The 20,504-nt window shown below is 56.8% G+C and carries 21 protein-coding genes and 1 pseudogene; 18 read left to right on the top strand and 4 right to left on the bottom strand.

Features of this window, described 5'->3' with window-relative positions:
- Window positions 1-26: 26 nt before the first annotated feature.
- The 9 genes from J2S67_RS07475 (at window position 27) to J2S67_RS07440 (ending at window position 7,234) form a co-directional block, all read left to right on the top strand.
- The gene (locus tag J2S67_RS07475; protein ID WP_256173948.1) at window positions 27-1,223 is read left to right on the top strand and encodes an acetoin utilization protein AcuC; all 1,197 of its coding nucleotides are present in this window, start codon (window positions 27-29) and stop codon (window positions 1,221-1,223) included.
- A gap of 104 nt (window positions 1,224-1,327) precedes the next feature.
- On the top strand, window positions 1,328-1,873 hold the full coding sequence (locus tag J2S67_RS07470) for an ArsR/SmtB family transcription factor (RefSeq protein WP_310247704.1): 546 nt from the start codon (window positions 1,328-1,330) through the stop codon (window positions 1,871-1,873).
- A gap of 217 nt (window positions 1,874-2,090) precedes the next feature.
- Entirely contained in the window at window positions 2,091-2,318 is a 228-nt protein-coding gene (locus J2S67_RS07465) for a helix-turn-helix domain-containing protein (protein ID WP_070492015.1), read from the top strand.
- A 145-nt stretch (window positions 2,319-2,463) separates the two neighbouring features.
- Window positions 2,464-2,562, top strand: coding sequence for a 30S ribosomal protein bS22 (locus tag J2S67_RS07460; protein ID WP_009882927.1), 99 nt, complete (start codon window positions 2,464-2,466; stop codon window positions 2,560-2,562).
- Between the two features lie 117 nt (window positions 2,563-2,679).
- The gene (locus J2S67_RS07455; RefSeq protein ID WP_070492018.1) at window positions 2,680-2,913 is read left to right on the top strand and encodes a glutaredoxin family protein; all 234 of its coding nucleotides are present in this window, start codon (window positions 2,680-2,682) and stop codon (window positions 2,911-2,913) included.
- 76 nt (window positions 2,914-2,989) lie between these two features.
- Window positions 2,990-3,442 carry a hypothetical protein gene (locus J2S67_RS07450; protein ID WP_070492021.1) on the top strand — a complete coding sequence of 151 codons (453 nt, stop codon included), beginning with the start codon at window positions 2,990-2,992 and terminating at the stop codon, window positions 3,440-3,442.
- A 235-nt stretch (window positions 3,443-3,677) separates the two neighbouring features.
- A complete protein-coding gene (locus J2S67_RS09875; RefSeq protein ID WP_083285449.1) occupies window positions 3,678-4,049 on the top strand; it encodes a peptidase inhibitor family I36 protein in 372 nt (123 codons plus the stop codon).
- Between the two features lie 61 nt (window positions 4,050-4,110).
- On the top strand, window positions 4,111-4,800 hold the full coding sequence (locus tag J2S67_RS07445; protein ID WP_218078913.1) for an ABC transporter ATP-binding protein: 690 nt from the start codon (window positions 4,111-4,113) through the stop codon (window positions 4,798-4,800).
- Complete coding sequence (locus tag J2S67_RS07440; protein WP_070492027.1) at window positions 4,763-7,234, top strand: hypothetical protein; 2,472 nt, start codon at window positions 4,763-4,765, stop codon at window positions 7,232-7,234. The genes J2S67_RS07445 and J2S67_RS07440 overlap by 38 nt, the downstream gene beginning before the upstream one ends.
- 79 nt (window positions 7,235-7,313) lie before the next feature.
- Here J2S67_RS07440 and J2S67_RS07435 read toward each other — a convergent pair whose 3' ends face one another.
- Window positions 7,314-8,009, bottom strand: coding sequence for a DUF805 domain-containing protein (locus J2S67_RS07435; RefSeq protein WP_310247690.1), 696 nt, complete (start codon window positions 8,007-8,009; stop codon window positions 7,314-7,316).
- Window positions 8,010-8,150: 141 nt separating this feature from the next.
- On the opposite strand from J2S67_RS07435, the pseudogene J2S67_RS07430 reads away from it, so the two are divergent.
- The 4 genes and pseudogenes from J2S67_RS07430 (at window position 8,151) to J2S67_RS07420 (ending at window position 13,076) form a co-directional block, all read left to right on the top strand.
- Window positions 8,151-9,300: pseudogene (locus J2S67_RS07430) on the top strand (IS3 family transposase).
- Window positions 9,301-9,534: 234 nt separating this feature from the next.
- Window positions 9,535-9,894 carry a peptidase inhibitor family I36 protein gene (locus J2S67_RS09870; RefSeq protein WP_377649102.1) on the top strand — a complete coding sequence of 120 codons (360 nt, stop codon included), beginning with the start codon at window positions 9,535-9,537 and terminating at the stop codon, window positions 9,892-9,894.
- Window positions 9,895-9,967: 73 nt separating this feature from the next.
- Window positions 9,968-10,645, top strand: a complete 678-nt coding sequence (locus J2S67_RS07425; RefSeq protein WP_239446030.1) for an ABC transporter ATP-binding protein — start codon at window positions 9,968-9,970, stop codon at window positions 10,643-10,645.
- A gap of 4 nt (window positions 10,646-10,649) precedes the next feature.
- Window positions 10,650-13,076 carry an ABC transporter permease gene (locus J2S67_RS07420; RefSeq protein ID WP_239446032.1) on the top strand — a complete coding sequence of 809 codons (2,427 nt, stop codon included), beginning with the start codon at window positions 10,650-10,652 and terminating at the stop codon, window positions 13,074-13,076.
- 80 nt (window positions 13,077-13,156) lie between these two features.
- Here the strand turns inward: J2S67_RS07420 and J2S67_RS07415 are convergent, their stop codons facing one another.
- The 3 genes from J2S67_RS07415 to J2S67_RS07405 form a co-directional block, all read right to left on the bottom strand.
- On the bottom strand, window positions 13,157-13,840 hold the full coding sequence (locus J2S67_RS07415) for a hypothetical protein (RefSeq protein WP_310247688.1): 684 nt from the start codon (window positions 13,838-13,840) through the stop codon (window positions 13,157-13,159).
- A gap of 34 nt (window positions 13,841-13,874) precedes the next feature.
- On the bottom strand, window positions 13,875-14,654 hold the full coding sequence (locus J2S67_RS07410; protein ID WP_310247686.1) for a hypothetical protein: 780 nt from the start codon (window positions 14,652-14,654) through the stop codon (window positions 13,875-13,877).
- Window positions 14,655-14,748: 94 nt separating this feature from the next.
- Window positions 14,749-15,300 (bottom strand): YceI family protein, encoded by a 552-nt coding sequence (locus tag J2S67_RS07405; RefSeq protein ID WP_239446035.1) that lies wholly within the window; start codon window positions 15,298-15,300, stop codon window positions 14,749-14,751.
- A gap of 200 nt (window positions 15,301-15,500) precedes the next feature.
- On the opposite strand from J2S67_RS07405, the gene J2S67_RS07400 reads away from it, so the two are divergent.
- The 5 genes from J2S67_RS07400 (at window position 15,501) to ccsB (ending at window position 20,488) form a co-directional block, all read left to right on the top strand.
- Window positions 15,501-16,169 carry a histidine phosphatase family protein gene (locus tag J2S67_RS07400; protein ID WP_310247684.1) on the top strand — a complete coding sequence of 223 codons (669 nt, stop codon included), beginning with the start codon at window positions 15,501-15,503 and terminating at the stop codon, window positions 16,167-16,169.
- A gap of 18 nt (window positions 16,170-16,187) precedes the next feature.
- Window positions 16,188-16,823 carry a TlpA family protein disulfide reductase gene (locus J2S67_RS07395; RefSeq protein ID WP_310247683.1) on the top strand — a complete coding sequence of 212 codons (636 nt, stop codon included), beginning with the start codon at window positions 16,188-16,190 and terminating at the stop codon, window positions 16,821-16,823.
- Window positions 16,820-17,644, top strand: a complete 825-nt coding sequence (locus J2S67_RS07390) for a cytochrome c biogenesis CcdA family protein (protein ID WP_239446037.1) — start codon at window positions 16,820-16,822, stop codon at window positions 17,642-17,644. Before J2S67_RS07395 ends, J2S67_RS07390 begins: the two co-directional genes overlap by 4 nt.
- Window positions 17,641-19,308 carry a cytochrome c biogenesis protein ResB gene (resB, locus tag J2S67_RS07385; protein ID WP_310247682.1) on the top strand — a complete coding sequence of 556 codons (1,668 nt, stop codon included), beginning with the start codon at window positions 17,641-17,643 and terminating at the stop codon, window positions 19,306-19,308. Before J2S67_RS07390 ends, resB begins: the two co-directional genes overlap by 4 nt.
- Window positions 19,309-19,381: 73 nt before the next feature.
- On the top strand, window positions 19,382-20,488 hold the full coding sequence (gene ccsB / locus J2S67_RS07380) for a c-type cytochrome biogenesis protein CcsB (protein WP_052048785.1): 1,107 nt from the start codon (window positions 19,382-19,384) through the stop codon (window positions 20,486-20,488).
- Window positions 20,489-20,504 lie beyond the last annotated feature (16 nt).

Raw genomic sequence — 20,504 nt, 5'->3', positions numbered from 1 at the left:
CACCTTGGGCCATGACAGTTAAGGTGATGAGTGTGATGTCTTCAGCGAACCCTTCGGTGACTGTTGTTTATGACCGGCATATGAGTGCGTACCGGTTTTCTGACAATCACCCTATGAATCCTGAGCGGATGCGGATGACTGCTGATTTGTTGGAGCAGTTGGATGTGATGGAGCAGGTGGGTGGCCGGTTTTCGTCTTCGTATTCGGCTTCTGATGATGAGCTTTTTCAGATTCATACGCCTGAGTATGTTGAGGCGGTGAAGCGTGCGGGTGAGGGGCACGCGGATGAGGCTTTTGGTTTGGGTACGGAAGATAACCCGATTTTCCCGGATATTCATGATGCTGCTGCGCGCTTGTATGGGGCTTCGTTGATGGGGGCTGCCCTGGTTTTGGGTGATTCGGGTGTGCCGGTGGTGAATTTTGGTGGCGGTATGCATCACGCGCATTCGGGCAGTGCGAGTGGTTTCTGTATCTATAACGATGCCGCGGCAGCTATTTTGCGTTTGCTTTCCTCGGGTGTGAAGAAGGTGATGTATATCGATGTGGATGCTCACCATGGTGATGGTGTGCAGGGTATTTTCTATGATGATCCGCGTGTGATGACGGTGTCTTTGCATGAGTCGGGGCGTTCACTGTTTCCGGGGACGGGGTTCCCGAACGAGACGGGTGGGCCGAATGCACCGAATTCGGCGGTGAATGTCGCGTTGCCGGCTGGTATTCGGGATAACGGCTGGTTGCGTGCGTTCACTGCGATTGTTCCGGCTGTTGCGCGTGCTTTTGAGCCTGAGGTGATTGTTTCCCAGCATGGTTGTGACGGGCATGAGTTGGATCCGTTGACTAACCTGCGTTTGAGTATTGATGGCCAGCGGCAGACAGCGATTGAGATTGCTTACCTTGCGCAGGAGCTAACGGAGAACCGTTGGCTTGCCACGGGTGGTGGCGGTTATGACATTGCGCGGACGGTGCCGAGAGCGTGGACGCATTTGGTTGCGGTGGCAGCGGGTAAGCCGTTGGATGTTCAGACGCCGGTGCCGCAGAAGTTCCGTGATTATATTTCGGAGCGATATGGGGTTGATGCCCCGGAGAAGATGGGGGATGAGGCCGAGTTGTGGTGGCGTGGCTGGGAGATGGGCTATGACCCGGCTGACCCGGTTGATCGTGCGATCATGGCTACTCGCAAGGAAGCGTTCCCTGGCTTGGGGTTGGATCCATGGTTCGATTAACCCTGCAGTTCCATTAACCCAGTGTTTTTGGGTAACTTGATGGGAAAATAACCCCAGTGATTTGAATTTTGGGAGGGTGGCACGCGTGTCGCCCTCCCTTTTCCATGCCTACCCAGGAATATGCTGGGTGTGTGGTGCAGGATATTTTTCATGTTGTGAGTGATCCGACTCGACGGCAGCTTGTGGAGTTGTTGTCTGAAGCGGATGAGTTGAGTGTGTCTGATTTGGTGGCCTCGGTTGAGGCGAGCCAGCCGACGGTGTCGAAGCATTTGAAGGTGCTACGTGATGCGGGCGTGGTCCAGACGCGGGCTGACGGGCAACGGCGTTTGTATTCTCTGGTGCCGGATTCGCTGCTGGGTGCGCTGGAGTGGCTCACGAGCGTTCATGATGCGGCGGCGGGGACAGGCTCGGATGCGATCGAATCCGGCGAGGCGGAAGGGGTAGAAGAGTCGGCCGAGAGTATCGAGCACCCTGGGGTCGCTGAAGGCGCTGAGATTGAGGTCGCCGATGCTGAGAGTAGGGCCGCGGGTGAGGCCGAGAGCGTTGCTGATGATGCGGCTCACCGGATTGTGCAGAATGTGGGCCGTCAGATCGAGTCTGTGACGGAGAAGGCACAGACGTTTTTCCAGCGCTTCGGGCGCCGTAAGTAGCGGATTCCCGCATGTTTACGCGGGGTTCAGGCGCAGATTGGAAGGCTTTCTAAGGGTTTTCTCATCCGACACACCAGATAACTGAATTCACACTTGGCACTTCTGCAACGTAAACTGTTGTGTAGAGTCGCCCTGATGTTGGTGGAACGCTTCGTTTTCGTTTCTTTTGGTCAGCGGCGCGGCTTTGTCACTTCACTAGGAAGCAGAGGTCCACTTCATGACTGAACCCAGCAACTTCTCTGATGCTCGTTTCATGACCGTTGCAGAGGTCGCGGACGTAATGCGTGTATCCAAGATGACTGTGTATCGTCTGGTTCATTCTGGCGAGTTGCCTGCGGTTCAGTTTGGTCGCTCTTACCGCGTTCCGGAGTCTGCTGTGCAGCACTATCTTGGCCAGGCCATGACGCAGAACTTTCAGGGGAATCGCCAGACGGGTACTGCCTGATTCGTGCGCAGGCGCTGATTCGTGCGCAGGGGTAGCGTTGAGGCGTCGAGTCGCACCGCGATGAACTTCCTGTAAACTAGGGTGAATGGTGCCCGCGCGGTGCCACGATTCTTGTCAGGCCGATGTGGGACGGAAAGGAGCATCGATGGGTTCCGTCATTAAGAAGCGCCGTAAGCGTATGTCGAAGAAGAAGCACCGTAAGCAGTTGCGTAAGACTCGCCACCAGCGTCGCAATAAGAAGTAAGTAGCTTTGAGCTTTCTACGTGGGTCCACCCTGTGGGTGTGGCCCACGTTGTGTTTAACGGTCGGGATGTTTAATGGCCAGTAGTGACGCGGGCGTGGGTGAGGAAGGGGAATCAGTATGAAGGTTGAGTTGTACACCAAGCCGGGGTGTCATTTGTGCGAGGCTGCGCGGGCCACGCTGGAGGAGGTCTGCGCTGAACGTGGGGTGGCGTGGACGGACGTCGATATTTCTGCTGATGCGGAACTCATGGACCGTTTCGCGGAAGAGATACCAGTGCTCATGGTGGATGGCGTGCAGCGCGATTTCTGGCACATAGATCCGGAGCGGCTGCGAAGAATCCTCAGCGAATAGTAGCGCCATCGGCAACCGCCTCATTTGGTGTGGCCGGGTCAGCCAGTGGCCAAGCGACTTGTGCGAGACTGAATCTATGAGCGAGAACAACACTGCGCCCTTGGCCGATGAGCCCTCTGCTGCTGGCCCCTCTGCTGCGCCGTCTGGTGCTGCATCCTTTGACAGTGCGCCTGGCGATGCCGGAGCTACTGGGGTTGGCTCGTCGCAACCGACGCCGGAACAGCGAGCGAGCCTCGAGCGTTTGAGCGTTGCACAAGAGAATCTTGTGAAAGCGCGAGCTGCTTATGTGAAAGCTGCGGAGGGGCTTCGAGCAATTGAGGCTTTCAGTGCGGCTATGGAGCCGCTCATGGACTATTACGATAACGGCTGGCTAGCTGACGTTAACGCCACTGAGTCGATCTATGAGAGGCCCGAGGCGGCTGGCGAGGATGAGATCTGGAACATGCACGGCAACCAGTATGAACTCATGCGTGAACTACTGGCGATCTCTTCGAACTTCTTTGTCCGTGTACCCGGCCAAGAAAGCTAGCGATTCCGATCTAAGAAGGTCTGGCTCGTCCCGGTCTCATAAGCGCAAGCGTAGCGTTTGAGGCCGGGATTTAGCGGTTAAAATGGGCAAGATGTCGAGCCTGGGTCCTGCATAAAAAATTTCTGTGTTTCCCTATTGACAGTGACTTCCATCACATAGGAATATCTTCTCAACACCACATAGGTGTTTCTAAGTCACTGCCTCAGCACGAGGCCTGTGGTAAAGGAAGAACGCTATGAAGATCAAGAAACTTTGTGCGTCTCTCGCAGTAGTGGCCGCTGGGTTCGGTTTTGCTCAGCCTGCGCAAGCTGCCCTACAAGCTGCTCCTAAAAAATGCGGTGGTAACTTAGTTTGCTTGTATGCCCATGCCGACTATGGAGGCTTTTTGGGGTCTCGTCGAGCGGGGCTCGGTTTGATGAACATCTCGCCCAAAGCAAACGACAAGATGAGCTCGTGGATCAACCGAACTACCAGGAATGCTTCTTGGTTTGAGCACGCAAACGGTAAAGGGAAGTGCTATACGATGAGGCAGAATTCAATCAACAATTTTGTTGGGTGGCCGCCTAACGATACCGCTTCTTCGTGGCGGACGAACCGCGGTTGCTAACTGTTCTTAACCGGTTCCGGGGTGCAGTTAGTAAACTGCACCCCGTTTTTCTTAAAGAGGCATGATGACTGTTGTGTCTGTGGCGAATGTCCACAAGTATTTGGGTGTTGGGGCTCAGCGGACTCACGTTTTGAGGGGTATTGATCTTCAGGCTTCGGCTGGAGAATTTGTTGGGTTGTCGGGTAAAAGCGGTTCGGGTAAGACGACGCTTTTGCGTGCTATTGCTGGTTTGATTCCTGTGGATAAGGGCCGGATTGATGTTCTTGGTGTAGATGTAGGTCAGGCCAGTGAGGCGCAGGTTCTTAGTTTGCGTCGTAGCATAGTTGGTTTTGTGCATCAGGATGACCTGTTGATTCAGGAGTTGACGGCTGCTGAGAACGTGATGCTGGTGTTGGCCGCGGCCGGGGTTGGCGAACGTGAGGCCGAGCGGTTGGCATCCGAAACTTTAGCACGCGTCGGATTAGATGAGCTGGTAGACCGGTATCCGTCTGAGTTGTCACGCGGACAGTGTCAGCGTGTGGGAATTGCTCGTGCCTTGAGCGGGGCGCGGCGAGTTCTTCTGGCAGACGAGCCTTCGGCTGCGCTGGATACGGATAATTCACATTCAATGTTTGGATTGTTCCAGGATCTTGCTGACGCTGGTTGCACAGTGATTGCCACGAGCCATGATCCGATCATGAACGAATATTGCCACACAGGGTATGCCTTGGTTGATGGGCGTATTGAAGCTGGTGATATTCGTGGTGGGTAGGTATGTGGAGAAAATTCTGGGTAAGAAGGGCCGGTATCGGTTCATTCTTGTTGTCCTGGCGGTTGTGGTGGGTCTGCTGTCTTGGGTCGCAACAGCTGACCGCCAACTGGTAATGAAACCTGCCGATAAAGCGCAACATCTCTTCGGCGACGCGCAGGCTCTACTTCAGGTGCCTCTGCACACAGGTGTGGGGAAGAAAGACACGATTCGCTCTGCTCTTGACCGTCCCGATGAAGGGGTTAGGGCTATATCAACTACGGCTGACATCTATCTAGATGCTAGTAAAGAACGCTACCGGACTATGTTGGAAGGGGACTGGCCTCAGATTGGTGAGCAGTTTGGCTATAACCTCACCGCTGGGCGCTGGCCTTCCAAACCCGGCGAGATTGTTGCTTCTGGAGATTCGGGTCTGTCGATTGGTGAATCAGTGACCGCAATGGACCACAACATCAAGCTGAGGGTGGTTGGCCTGGCTGACGAGAGGTTCAGTCCAAAAGCAGACACGTTATTGGCATTCCCAGGTACCTGGAACACGATTGATCCCGCAGCGGCACAGACCCATAGTGCCATGATCAACACCACGCTGTTCTCAACCGGCATCACAGGTAAGGATGCCCTTGAAGAGTATGTTCTTAGGCATGTTGATAAGAAAACGAAAGAGCAGCTGGACTCCCTTGAAGGCGTCACTTTAGGTGAGAGCTACTTGGCTCGTTCTGCTGTTGAGGATCGGCCACACCAAGGTTTCGCTGAGAACTTCTCCTTCATCTTAGGTGTATTCGCGCTTCTGATGCCTAGTGCGGTAGTGCTGTTCCTCTGGACATGGTCGCGAAAAGCGCTAGCACCGGTCAAAAGTCAGCTGCATACGTTGGGTGTAAACTCGACTCCCTTATGGAAAGCAACAGTTAGGAAGAGCTTCATCGGTGTCATTCTGAGCGCTGGTGTCGCGAGCATGCTCGGGGTCGGCGTTGCTTGGCTGATGGCCCCTTTCCTTGCGGACCTTGCTGGTATTCAAGGTCCTGGACCTCAAGTTGCGTGGAAATGGCTCGGCCTTATTTTCACGGGTATAGCAGTCTGTTACATTGCCGGAGCGGTGTGGACCTATCCGTATCCTAAGAATAGGGTAGCGGTGGAAGGGGGCCGGAAACATCGGGGTAGTTCCTTCATCGGTTCTGGAATCGCCCTTTGGATGACGGGGCTAGCTTCCGTAATAGTCATCGGTGGCACTGTGCTGATTGGTCTAAGAACTGGGCCAGACATCTTCGACGTGTGGGCCCCCATTCCAGTCATCGCGTTCTCTCTGTTTCTAGCCTTGCTCGTGGTGCGCACCATCTCGGCGAAAGTCCCTCTTAAACCTCGGGTTTTCGCTCGACGGCTAGCGGCCCGTCACCGCGTAACAACCGCTATAGCCATTTTTCTTCTGACGGCTTCGTCAGGGATGTTGATTTTCAGTGGAACATTCTCGAAGAGTTTCAACACTGCCGCGAATAAAGATGTGCTGGATGTGATTCGTAGCGACCAAGTGGGTGTTGAACAATCGAATGATCTCGGGCAGAAGACTACCCAGAAGAAAGTTATTGAACTTGCGCATGATCTAGGTATTGCTGAACCGGTTCGCCTGCTTACGGGCAGCGGTTCGCTCGACTGGGTCGAGGGGATGGAAGGCGCCTTCGGTGTCTCTGCCGTTGACGGAGCTGAAGAACTTGAGCGTCTAATAGGTAGAACCTTGGATGCCAAGGAGAGAGCAGTCTTGCAGAGTGGAGGCATGCTCGTGCGTCACCCGGGCTTCTTGCAAGGTTCTGAAGCACTACTTCTAACGGAAGTGTTCCCTGACGGACGTACGTTGCCGGCTACGGTATCTGATTTCGGTGAGATCTTGGAGCTAGAAGCAGGCGCCATTATTCTGACTGAGACTCTCGAAAAATACAAAAGCCCCTTGGGTGCGACTAGGTGGGTTTTTACTGAACTGTCAGAACCTCAGAAGAAGGCGCTCATCGAAAAAGCGGTCGAGCAACGTGTTCCGCGTGAGTTACTCCTCATTCCACGCATGCAGGAGCAAGAGATGCCAGAGATTGTCTACTACAGTTTGGCCACTGCGCTGATCGGCTCATGTTTGATTGTGGTTATGGTGAGCCGCGCTAACGCAAAGAGTTTAGAGGCAATCCGCTCAACATTCTGGACCTTAGGTTTGCCTGACTCGTGGCATCGTTGGGTTCTACGGTGGAGCATGAGCATCATTGTAGTGAGAGCGTTCGTGCTTGGAGTCATCGCGGGGCTTGGTCCTGCAGCGTTGGTTGCCGCCACTCAGAGTAGTGCTCTCATATTCACCATCGATTGGGTGACTATTGTGTTCGCTGCCGCGGCGCTCATCATCGGCACCGTGGCAGGACTCTTGATTGTCGGTCTATCACGAAATCGAGGCGGCGCTCACTCCTGAAGGTTGACCCAAAAACGATGGGTGGCGTGCCCCTCTAGTTCGGGGGAACGCCACCCATCGATTAACCTTCTCAACGCTCTCAGTGACGGTAGAGGCTCAACCGTTTATAGTCCTTGACCGCCCGATACCAAGAACCGGAAACCGACCAATAGACAAGAGAAACAATCGGCAGGATTCCGAATAACAGCCAGATTACGTGCGGAGCCCGAATCGTGGCAGCAATGAACGGAATCAACATGAGTGAGGTGGCGACAATGCCGAAAATTCGCCAACCGTTGCTGCCCTTGAAAGCCAGCACGCCAGTGATCAACGCGAACAAACCGATAACAATACTAAAAGCGGAAGTGATCCACAGCGTGTACCTAATATTCTCCAAGAACTGCTCGGCAGAAATACCCCGCCTCGCCGCTTCCAGTATGTCTTCATCCTTCGCTATGCGTTCCAAAGACGAGTAGCTCGCGGAGCTCGCGTAAACGAAGATGACAATGCTGCCCACGACATAGAAGGTGCCCCAAATCCACGCAGCGATCGAAGCGATCACAACACTCGCAGGGCGTTTAGGCGGGCTAGACGGAATCGAGTCACTCGAATAATTCCCCCAGCCAGGCCCCTGCGGAGCATACGCACCCTGATGCGCCTGGTACATATGCGGATCCTGCGGAACATACTGGGCATGCTGAGCAGGCGGCACCTGATTCGGCATGTGCGGTTGTTGCTGCGGTGCTCCATCCCATCCGAAGCTCTGCTGGCCCTGCCCCGAAGGCTGCGTAGGCACCGGCTCATGCGCAGACGAATGCGGCACATCCGCTTGCCGTTCACCGTACGGGTCAGGGTGGGCTGACCCCGTTTCGTAGGTCCGGTGGTTCTGAGAGTCGTCCTGTCGCCCGAGGGTTCGGGCAGGGAGAATGGTCAGATCATGTCGAACAGCAGAAAGCGTCACACCCCGGAACAGGTCGTCCGCAAGCTCGGGCAGGCCGACAGGATGCTCGCCGACGGCGCGGATGTCGCGGCGGTGTGCCGGGAACTCGGGGTGTCCGAGCAGACGTATTACCGGTGGCGTAACCAGTACGGCGGGTTGAAGGCCGATGACGCGAAACGCCTGAAGGAGCTCGAGAAGCAGAACGCGACGCTCAAGCGGCTGATCGCCGAGGCGGAGTTGGAGAAGGCCGCGCTCAAGGAGTTGGCTGAGGGAAACTTCTAGGCCCGGGCAGGCGCCGCGCCGCCGTCGCTCACTTGATCAGGACACTGCAGGTGAGTGAACGGATGGCGTGCCGTCTGGCCGGGCTGTCCCGCTCCGCGTACCGGCGGCCGCTCAAGGGCGACACGACCGCAGACCCGGACCAAGCGTTGCGGGACTGGCTGCGAGCCTGGGCGAAGAAGCACCCCCGCTACGGGTACCGGCGCGCCTATCACGATGCCCGCGCCGAGGGCTGGGTCGTGAACCACAAGAAGATCCAACGCCTCTGGCGTGACGAGGACCTCCGCGTCCTGCAGCGGCGGCGTCGCAAACGCGTCGGGTCCTCGACCGTCGGCCCGGCGACAGCGGACGCACCGAACGTGGTGTGGGCGGTGGACTTCCAGTTCGACGCCGACGAGCAGGGCCGGCCGATCAAGATCTGCTCGATCGTCGATGAGCACACCCGGGAATGCATCGGCGGGCTGGTCGAGCGGTCGATCACCGCCGACCGGCTCACCGCGCATCTCGAGGATCTCGTCGCCGTCCGCGGCGCTCCAGCTGTGCTCAGGTCGGACAACGGGCCGGAGTTCATCAGCGAAGCGATGGCCGACTGGGCAGGCACCCGCACCGGCCTGTCCTACATCCCACCGGGATCGCCGTGGCGGAACGGGTACGTCGAGTCGTTCAACAGCCGGCTCCGCGACGAGTGCCTCAACATCAACAGCTACTACTCGCTGCTGCACGCGCAAGTCGTGATCGGCGACTGGAAAAACGAGTACAACCATCACCGCCGACACTCCTCGCTCGGCTACCTACCCCAGTCGAGTACGCTCGGCAATGCACCCATCAAATCGAAACCGACGACTCACAAAACGTCCGGACCGAATGAAGGGGGCGGCCCAGAAGGTCTGGTTCGTCCCGGTCTCATAAGCGCAAGCGTAGCGTTTGAGGCCGGGATTTAGCGGTTAAAACGGGCAAGATGTCGAGCCTGGGTCCTGCATAAAAAAATTCTGTGTTTCCCTATTGACAGTGATATAGGTCACATAGGAATATCTTCTCAACACCACATAGGTGTTTTTAAGACACTGCCTCCTCGTGAGGCCATGCTCAAAAGGATGACGACATGGAGATGAAAAAGCTTTGTGCCGCTCTAGCCGTGGTTGCAGCCGGAATCGGTTTCGCTCAACCCGCGCAAGCCGCAGCTAAAGACTGCGGCACCAATCTAGCTTGCTTGTTCGAACATAGGGACTTCGGAGGACTTCTAGGATCTCGCCGAGCGGGGTTAAAGGTGATGAACCTCTCAAGCGGAGCGAATGACAAGATGAGCTCGTGGATGAACCGCACTAGCCGGAACGCTGCTTGGTATGAGCACGCGGATGGCAAAGGTAAGTGTTACACCATGCGGCAAAATTCGATCCAAAACTCTATCGGATGGTTCGCTAATGATACCGCTACGTCCTGGCGGACGGATCGCGGCTGCTAACTGTTTTTACTGGTTTCCGGGGTGCAGTTAGCAAGCTGCACCCCGGTCTTTTTAAAGAGGCATGATGACTGCTGTGACTGTGGAAAACGTCCACAAGTATTTGGGTGTAGGCGCTCAGCGCACACACGTTTTGCGAGGTATTGATCTTCAGGCTTCGGCCGGAGAGTTTGTTGGATTAGCAGGTAAGAGCGGTTCAGGTAAAACGACCCTTTTACGTGCCATTGCTGGCTTGATTCCTCTGGATAAGGGCCGAATTGATGTTCTTGGTGTCGATGTAGGTCAGGCCAGTGAGGCGCAGGTTCTGGACCTGCGGCGTAACGTGGTCGGTTTCGTGCACCAGGACGACCTGTTGATCCAGGAACTGACGGCTGCTGAGAACGTGATGCTCGTGTTGTCTGCAGCGGGTGTTTCGCAGCGCGATGCTGAAGCTATGGCTAGGGAATCGTTGACTCGCGTGGGCTTGGGAGAGTTACTTGACCGTTACCCAGCTGAGCTTTCCCGCGGCCAATGCCAGCGCGTCGGTATCGCGCGCGCGCTGAGCGGCGAGCGGCGCGTTCTGCTTGCTGATGAGCCTTCAGCTGCGTTGGACACTGAGAACTCTCATGCAATGTTCGGACTGTTCCGTGACCTAGCGGAAGCTGGTAGCACGGTGATCGCTACGAGCCATGACCCGATCATGAATGAGTACTGCCATACCGGCTATGCCCTGGTTGACGGGCGTATAGAGGCAGGTGAGGTTCGTGGTGGGTAGGTATGTGGAGAAGATCCTCGGTAAAAAGGGCCGATATCGCTTTGTGCTTGTGGTGCTAGCCGTTGTGGTAGGCATGCTGAGCTGGGTGGCCACAGCTGACAGACAAATGTCAATGAAACCTGCCGATGACGCCCAGATGCAGTTTGGAGACAGAACAGCACGACTAGAGATACCTCTTTTTTCAAATGCCGGAGAGAAGGAATCTGTGCGGTCGGCGTTGAACCGGCCAGGGGACGGCCTGATTGCAATAGCCACCTCTGCTGACCTGTATTTGGATACTGATCGAGAGCGTCGTAGGGCCATGAGCGAGGGGGATTGGCCACACATTGGTCAGGAGTTTGGGTATAGCCTCACTTCTGGGCGGTGGGCTGATAAGCCTGGCGAGGTCGTAGTTGCCGGAGAATCCGATCTTTCGGAGGGTGAAACGGTAACCGGGTTAGGAGGAAATGTAAACCTGACGGTTGTTGGTAAAGCCAAAAATAGATTCCTGCCCGGAGTAGAAAGGCTTCTGGCGTTCCCTGGCACGTGGAACACGATCGACCCCGCGGCATCGGAGATCAGTGCTGCGGCCATATCGACAACGTTGTATTCCAGCGCTATGACTAACCGTGAGGCACTGGAGGAGTATGTTTATACACATCTCGATGAGAAGACGGCGGCGCAACTCGAGTCACTTGACGGTGTCACGTTGGGGGCCGGGTTCTTACCTCGTTCTTTTGTTGAGGACCGCCCCCACCTTGGGATAGCCGATCAATACTCTTTTGTATTTGGTGTATTCGCACTCCTTTTGCCGATGTCCCTTGTCGCTTTCTTATGGGCCTGGTCTAAGAAACTTCTAGCACCGGTGAATAACCAGTTGTATACGCTGGGTGTGAATCCAGCGCCTTTGTGGAAAACCGCATTCAGAAAGATCGGGCTTGCTGTCGCCCTTGCATCTGTCCTGGGTATGGCGTTGGGGGTTGGTGTTGCTTGGTTGGTAGCTCCGGCGCTGGCTGATCTCGTAGGTATTCAAGGCCCAGGGCCGCAGATCCCAACCAAGTGGTTGGCCGTCATCGCAGTTGGGGTGATCGTCAGTTTCGTAGCGGGTGGCATTATCACGCGTCCGCGAGTAAGCCGCTCCGTTGCCGTGGGCGCTTCCGCGGACAGAGCCCAACGGGTATTTTCTTCCAAGAAATTGCTATGGGGAACGGGTGTTGCAGCAGTTCTCACGCTGGTAGGCGTGGGTGTCGCATCGGTGCAACTAGGAATTGATGTCCTCGAAACGTGGGCGCCGCTGCCGGTAGCTGTGTGGTCTTTGTTCTTGTCGTTGGTAATTACTGGTTATGTGAGCCGAAAATTCCCTATCAAACCACGGCCGCTCGCGCAGCGACTAGCTACGTACCACCGAGCCTTGACAGTTTTTGCTATCGCTCTGCTCAGTGTCGCTATCGGTAATCTCATGTTCAGCTCGACTTTTGCTCAAAGCATCACGGCCGCCCATAACAAGTCATTGATCTCACTCTTGCCTGAGGATCAATTCGGTGTAGAACAGGAGCACCCGAACGGGCTTAAAGCTAGCGAGAAGACAGTCAACGACCTCGCGCATAAGCTCGGGCTCAAGGAGCCGGTGGCAGTGACAAACACAGGAGGCCAGTTCGACATCATAGAGGGCGTCGATGGGTCGTACGGTATCAGCGCTGTTGATGATGCGGACGATCTTGGGAGGATTCTTGGTCGCGCGCTAAGCAGCGAGGAAGCCGCCACCTTGGATAAGGGGGGTCTGCTTGTACGTGATTCGGCGTTTCTAGACGGATCTCAAGCTCGTGTTTTTTCTGAGAGCATTCCAGATGGTGAGCTACTCCCCGCAGCTCAGGCAGATTTCGGCGAGCACTGGGAAGCAAACGCAGCTGCATTCATGCTTACTAAGACAGCTAAAAAGCATCGGCTATCGCTTGAAGGATTGAGGTGGGTCTTCACTGATCTGTCTGAATCGCAGCAGAAAGAACTGCTGGCAGAGGCGTTAGAGAGCCGGATTTCCCGCGATCTCTTGCAGGTTCCTCTCAAGCAAGAAGCGAGCACGCCAAGCAACGTGTATTTCAGCTTGGCGTCCGCGTTGATCGGCTCCTGTGTGATCGTGATCATGGTGAGCCGCACTAATGCGAAGAGCTTGGAAGCATTGAATTCAACGTTCTGGACGCTGGGCCTGCCGGCCTCGTGGCAACGCTGGGTGCTCAGATGGAGCATCGGCAGTATTGCGGTCAAGGCGTTCGTGCTGGGGCTGATTACGGGCCTTGGAACCGCAGCTCTGATCTCACAACTCATGGGTGATGTGTTGCCTTTCACCATTGACTGGATGACTATCCTGTATGCTGCGGCAGCACTGGTTCTAGGGTCGATTGTGGGCCTACTTATTGTGGGGCTATCAAGTCGGAAGAACAACGCTCACTCCTGAAGGTTGACCCAAAAACGATGGGTGGCGTGCCACCTCTAGTTCGGGGGAACGCCACCCATCGATTAACCTTCTCAACGCTCTCAGTGACGGTAGAGGCTCAACCGTTTATAGTCCTTGACCGCCCGATACCAAGAACCGGAAACCGACCAACAGATAAGAGAAGTAAGCGGCAGGATTCCAAATAGCAACCAGACTATGTGTGGATCCCGAATCGTGGTAGCAATGAACGGAAGCAACATGAGTGAGGTGGCGACAATGCCGAAAATTCGCCAACCGTTGCTGCCCTTGAAAGCCAGCACGCCAGTGATCAACGCGAACAAAGCGGTGACAATACTAAAAGCGGAGCCGATAAACAGCATGATCCTAATACTCTCCAAGAACTGCTCGGCAGAAATACCCCGCCTCGCCGCTTCCAGTATGTTTTCATCCTTCGTTAGGTGCTCCAAAGCCGAGTAGCTTGCGGAACTCGCGTAAACGAAGATTGCAATGCTGGCCACGACATAGAAAGCGCCCCAAATCCACGCAGCGATCGAAGCGATCACAACACTCGCAGGGCGTTTAGGCGGGCTAGACGGAATCGAGTCACTCGAATAATTCCCCCAGCCAGGCCCCTGCGGAGCATACGCACCCTGATGCGCCTGGTACATATGCGGATCCTGCGGAACATACTGGGCATGCTGAGCAGGCGGCACCTGATTCGGCATGTGCGGTTGGCGTTCACCGTACGGGTCAGAGGAGTTAGGAGTGTCAGGTGTGTTCGTCATGTTTTCTCAAAGCTCCGGTTCCGAAGAACGTTGTCTAGCGGCGTGAACGTTTAAGTTGGGTCTGATGCCGGATCCACGTGTTTGTTGCCGGGGTAGTCCACCCAACAACCATGATGACGGTCGCCGCGAGCCACAGGATGGCCACAAGTGGATTTTCTGTGAAGCCGAAAAGAGCCAAGACTCCAGCTACTGTAGCCAAGATCACCCCGACGATGCGCCACGCGTTGGAGCCAGTGATAATGAAAATCGCGGCAACAGAAAGCAGCGCGCAAAACACGAGGAGCCCGATACCCAATCCGCGCATCAGCCCTGACAAGGCATCGAAGCCACCCATACTGTCCACACTGCGGTGGAACTCATCAATCAGCTCCGCCGGCATCTCCTCAACGAGGACGCGTTCAAGCTGTTGCGGCGAGAGATTCGAAACCATAAACAGACCGAAGCTTGAAAGAAGACCGAGCGCGGACAAAACCCACGCGAGCACACAACCGGCGATCATGAGTCCGGGCCGGCGCATCGGCTGCTGCTGTTGTTGCCAAGAGTTGTTGACCGGCCAGCCGTTCTGGTCATAACCGGAACCTGGTTGCCCCCAGCCAGGTTGCGGATTCGAATCCCAGCCGTTCATAGCGTTGTAGTTACCCTGCCGCGGCTCAGACGCACTCTGCTCAGGCATAGGCTGCTGCGGATTCACCGGTGGGGGATAACTGCCCGGAGGAACATCCTCGCGCCGGACTCCGTAGCGAGGCTCATCCGGGGTGCCGCCAGCGGGTCCCTCAGGATTGCTACTTCGGTTAACGTCAGGGGTTTCGCTCATACCTCCATGCTACTGGTATGAGCGAAACCCCTTGAACCTTCCGTAACTCTCGAGGCAAAAACGCCGCAGTTACGGCATATGCGCAGCTGTTGGACTATGCGTTGTCTTTGATGAACTCCGCATCGATCTGTAGGCGGACCTTGTCTCCAACCATGACGCCGCCGGTTTCGAGTGCGGCATTCCACGTCAAACCGAATTCCTTACGGCTCAGCTCCGCGGTCGCCTCGCCACCGCAACGGGTAGCGCCCATCGGATCAGTTACCACGCCGGCGAATTCAACCTCAAGAGTCAAAGGCTTGGTGGTGCCGCGGAGAGTGAACTCGCCATCAACGGTCAAGGCGCTACCCTCGCCGCTGATCTTCGTGGAAACGAAGTGAGCCTTCGGATGGGTTGCCGTGTCAAAGAAGTCGGCAGAACGTAAGTGTTCGTCACGGCCCTCGTTTGACGTGTTAACAGAAGCGACATCGAGGGTTACTTCTAGCTTGGTGTCTTCCAAGCTCTCACCCACGGTCAGCACACCGGAATCGGCGGTGAAGCGGCCATGCGTGCGGGCGATTGCCGCGTGGCGAACCGAGAAACCAATCTCAGTGTGTGCAGCATCCAGATTCCAGGTGCCAGGTGTCAGGTTCAATGGAAGTGCGCTCATGGCGGCCTCTCCTTCATAAGTTCGAGTTCAGAAGACCAAACAGAACTTGATAGATCAACTATTGATATATCAACTACTTTAGCTCGGTGAAGCTCACCTGTCCACCTGGAGGAGAGCTTCAAGCCCTGGAGAGCTAAGAAAAACAACCTGAGCGTTCCCTGAATCTCCACCTGAGCGTTCCCTCTGAGACAATGGGAATTATGTCCCATGCTGTTGTCCACCTTGTCCGCCATGGTGAAGTCGAAAACCCTCACCGCGTGCTCTACGGGCGCCTGCCCGGATACGAACTTTCACAACGCGGTCACAACATGGCCCGCCTGGTCGCCGAACACTTCGCGGAACAAAAAGAACACGGAACCAACCTCGTCTCGCTCATCAGCTCACCACTGATCCGCGCGCAACAAACCGCGGCCCCCATCGCACAAGCACTCGGCCTACCCATCACAACCGAACCAGGAGTCATCGAAGCCGAATCCCAACTCGAGGGATACAGCAACATTAAGGACACCCTGCTCTCAACGCCACGCCTCTGGCCGCTCGTACGCAACCCACTGACACCATCGTGGGGAGAGCCCTACGCCCACCAAGCCACTCGCATGGCCCAAGCCATCAGCAAACACCGTGACTATGCAATCCAACAACACGGGCCCGGCGCCAACATCGTGGTCGTATCCCACCAGCTACCCATCTGGGTCACCCGGCTAGCAACCGAAGGCCGCTCACTCGCGTTCAACGCATTCCGCCGCGAATGCACTCTGGCCTCGGTCACCTCCATCTCTTTCGACCGCAACGGTGCCGCCGTAGACCTCACCTATTCAGAGCCAGCAGCAGAACTCCTCCCAGGAACCGTCAACGTTCCAGGGGCATAAACCATGAATCACACCGGAATGAACGCTCCACACACCCCGAACCCCCGCTACGGCCGCCGCGCCGTACTCGGGCTCATGCTCGCAACAGCAGCCGCAGGGCTCGCCGCATGCTCCACCGAATCCAGCGACCTCGCCAACCAAAACAAAGAAGGAAGCGGGAAAGGCTATGTTGCTGGCGACGGCTCCGTGAGCGAATACGCACCCGAAGACCGCGGCGAAGCAGTCGAATTCACCGGCACAACCTTCAACGGAACAGACATCGACGCCGCAACGTACGCGGAAGGCGACGTGCTGGTTTTGAACTTCTGGTACGCTGCGTGCTCCCCGTGCCGCGTGGAAGCCCCAGCACTGAAAGCCGTGGCAGACGAATTCAAGAACAAAGGCGTGACCTTCCTCGGCATCAACGTACGCGACGAAAGAGCCGCCGCAGAAGCGTTCGATAAAACCTTCAAAATCCCGTACGAATCCGTCTGCGACCTCGATGGCGGCGTACTGCTCGCGCTATCCCAATACGTTCCGCCGCAAGCGGTGCCCACAACACTCGTACTAGACCCAAACCGCCGCGTATCGGCACGGGTGCTGGGCGTTGTTGAAGAATCCACGCTGCGCGCGCTGATCAAAACCGCGCAAGAGACCCCCGCAGACGCCACATGATCAACACCGCACTGGCGGCAACAGCAGTCCCAGCAACCGCGGTCACGGCAACAACGGCCGCATCAACAGCAGGTAACCAAGCAGCCGCATCGATCGCCGACGGCTCGCTACTGGTTGCGCTACCCATAGCCGCACTCGCAGGCCTCATCTCATTCCTTTCCCCGTGCGTGCTACCGCTTCTGCCTGGATACATGGGGTACGTGACCGGGCTGACTGGCATGGAACTCAACCAACACAAACGCGGCCGCGTCTTCGCAGGCATCGGCCTGTTCGTGCTGGGTTTCTCCGTAGTGTTCGTGCTAATCGGGGCCGTGTTCACGCGCGCCTACATCTGGATGATGCACGAAGGCCAATGGGTCACCCAAGCGCTCGGCGTTATTGTCGCCCTGCTGGGTGTTGTGTTCATGGGCGGCTTCGGCTTCATGCAACGCGAACGCCGCATCACCAAACGCCCACCCGCCGGGCTATGGGGTGCACCCCTTCTAGGGATGACGTTCGCACTCGGCTGGGCACCCTGCATGGGCCCCACCCTGGCTGCCGCACTAGCCCTGACAACCGGACCCAACGCGAACGTCCCCCGAGGCGCGCTGATCACATTCGTGTACTGCCTCGGGCTAGGCATCCCGTTCCTGCTCGTTGCGCTCGGCCTCTCCAAAGTCACCCGTGCGGTGTCCTTCTTCCGCAAACACCAACTCGCCGTGATGCGTACCGGCGGCGTGATTCTGATACTCCTAGGGATAGTGATGGCCTCAGGCTTGTGGAACACGTGGATTACCGAACTGCAAAACTGGTTCGCTAACGAAGTGAGGTTGCCGCTGTGACCAAAAAGGATGCAGCGAAGAAAGCTGCGGCAAACGAGGCCGCCACGAAGAAAGCTACGGCCAAGAAGCAAGCGAAGCAGCAGAAACAGTTGGCGCCAGCTCTCGGCCCGATCGGCATGATGCGGTGGGCATGGACACAACTGACAACCATGCGCACCGCGATGGTCTTGCTGATGCTGCTCGCGGTAGCCGCGGTTCCAGGCTCCCTGTTCCCACAGCGCAACCAAGACCCGCAGAGCGTGGCCCAGTACATCGCAGAGCACGAGGTCGCAGGCCCCATCCTCGACAAACTTCAGCTCTTCGACGTCTTCACATCCGTTTGGTTCTCAGCGATCTACCTGCTGCTGTTCGTTTCCCTCATCGGTTGCGTGATCCCGCGCGCCCGCCAACACGCACGGGCAACCGTACGCCCGCCAGCACGCACCCCAGTCCGTCTGAACCGGATGCCAGTCAACGGCGTCATCGAGCTTAAAGCCAACCAAGGCGATAGCGAAGAGATCGCGCAAACCCTGCGCAGCATCTTGCGTAAACGCCGCTACCGGACCTCCATAGAGGAAAACAAGGGGCAGGTCTCGGTTGCCGCTGAGCGCGGCTACTTACGCGAATGGGGCAACCTCACGTTCCACGTCTCGCTGATCGGCGTGCTGATCGCCGTGGCGGTAGGTGGCCTGTTCGGATACAACGGGCAACGCATCATCGTGCAAGGGGAGGGGTTCACGAACACGTTGATCGCCTATGACCAGTTCTCCCCCGGGCAACGGTTCAAAGCTGAAAACCTGCAACCGTTCCAGCTGAAACTCAAGGATTTCAAGATCCAGTTTGACCGCCAAGAACGAGCGGACGGCAAATACGGGCAACCGATCGACTATGAAGCGAACCTGGATGTTCGCCACAGCCCCGATGCCGAATGGGTCACCGAAAAGCTCAAAGTCAATGAGCCGCTCCGCGTAGCCGGAACGGACATTTACTTGCTCGGTAACGGTTACGCCCCGATGATCACCGTGACAGACGGGGAAGGCAATGTCGCATTCTCCGGCCCCGTGGTTGCCCAACCACAGGACCCGTCCTACATGTCGCTCGTGGTTTTGAAGGTCCCTGACGCCAAGCCAACCCAGCTGGGTTTCCAGGGTTTCTTCCTCCCAACTACGGTGATGGGCGAGAACGGGGTTGCCTATTCAGGCGACCCGGAAGCGCTCGCACCATCCCTGAACCTGGACTCCTACTATGGCGACCTCGGCCTTGAGACCGGCGCCCCGCAGAACGTGTATGTGCTCAAAACCGAGAAGATGACCCAGCTGAACTCCCGCAAACTAGAGGCCGGCGGCATCGTGCTGGGACTGAACCCGCAGAACCGCGAATATAAGCTGCCGGAAGGTAAAGGGACCATCCGGTTTGATGGGCTGAAGAGGTTCATCGGCATCGAGGTCCACCATGATCCGGGCAAGCCGTGGTTGCTCGGGTTCTCGATGCTCGCTGTGGCCGGCCTATTGGCCTCTCTGTTCATTCCGCGCCGCCGCGTATGGTTCAAGGTTTCAGACCCCGATGAGGCCGGCAAGCGTAGAATTGAGTATGCACTCCTAGCGCGCGGTGAAGACCCGCGCCTGCAGACTGAAGCGGAAGCGTTGGTGAAGGCTGTTTCCGGCCGGTACACGCTCGCTGAGTGAATGCAGTAGCTGAGGCGTTTCAGCGGCTGAGTGAGGGTGCTGATCACCGAGAGAACGGATGACTGTGACGACTATGTTTTCTTATCTCCCCGCGTATACCCCTAAAGGGGAGTTGAACCTTTCTTTGGGTTCAACCTCCGAGCTGCTGATGCTTTTGGCGGCGATGGCATACTCGGTGACGTTCGTGGTGTTCGCCTACGACTTGGTGCGTTCCTCCCAGACGATTCAGGACATCGAGAAGTCCCTTGTTAAGCAGGAGAAGCGTGCCTTAGCCGCCGCGGCAGCAAACAAGGGCTCCGCTGGGTCTGTCGCGCTCGCCGAACGTGAAGACAAGGAAGAAACCGGCCGTATCCGGCACCGCAACGCGACGGTGGATGGTCAGCTCGTCGATGACGACATGGACTATGACGAGAAAGCACCAACCCGTCGCTTGGCTCGGGTTGCTATCGCTTTGATGTGGCTTTCGTTCGCGATCCATGCGGCCGCTGTGGTGACGCGTTCGATCGCAGCGCAGCGCGTCCCGTGGGGCAACATGTACGAGTTCATGACCACGGGCGCGCTCGTGGTTGTTGCGGTGTATCTGGTTGCGCTCATGATCAAGGACATCCGTTTCATGGGTGTGTTCATCTCTGGCTTGGTCGTTGCGATGATGTGTTCGGCCACCATGGCGTTTCCAACTCCCGTTCAGCACCTGCAGCCGGCGCTACAGTCGCCGTGGCTCATCATTCACGTTTCGATCGCGGTCCTGGCTTGCGCATTGTTCACGTTGACCTTCGCGATGGCTGTTCTGCAGCTCATTCAGTCCCGCCGCCAGGCTGCTTTGATCGCCGGCCGTGAGGACAAGCTCCCGTGGCTGCGGTTGGTTCCTTCCGCCGTGACCCTTGAGAACGTCGCCTACCGCATCAACGCGGTCGCATTCGTGGCATGGACCCTGACCCTGATCCTCGGGGCGGTGTGGGCTAACGAAGCGTGGGGCCGCCCGTGGGGGTGGGACACCAAGGAAGTCTGGACCTTCATCATCTGGGTTGTCTACGCAGGCTACCTGCACGCGCGAGCAACTCGCGGCTGGACCGGCGACCGCTCCGCATGGCTGAGCATCATCGGCTACGGATGCATCATCTTCAACTTCACAGTGGTGAACACCGTGTTCGCGGGCCTGCACTCCTACGCAGGGATCTAGAAACCCTTCACCGCTC

The sequence above is a fragment of the Pseudoglutamicibacter albus genome (assembly GCF_031458175.1).
Taxonomy (GTDB): Bacteria; Actinomycetota; Actinomycetes; order Actinomycetales; family Micrococcaceae; genus Pseudoglutamicibacter; species Pseudoglutamicibacter albus.
This window is presented reverse-complemented; position numbering and strand designations above follow the sequence as displayed.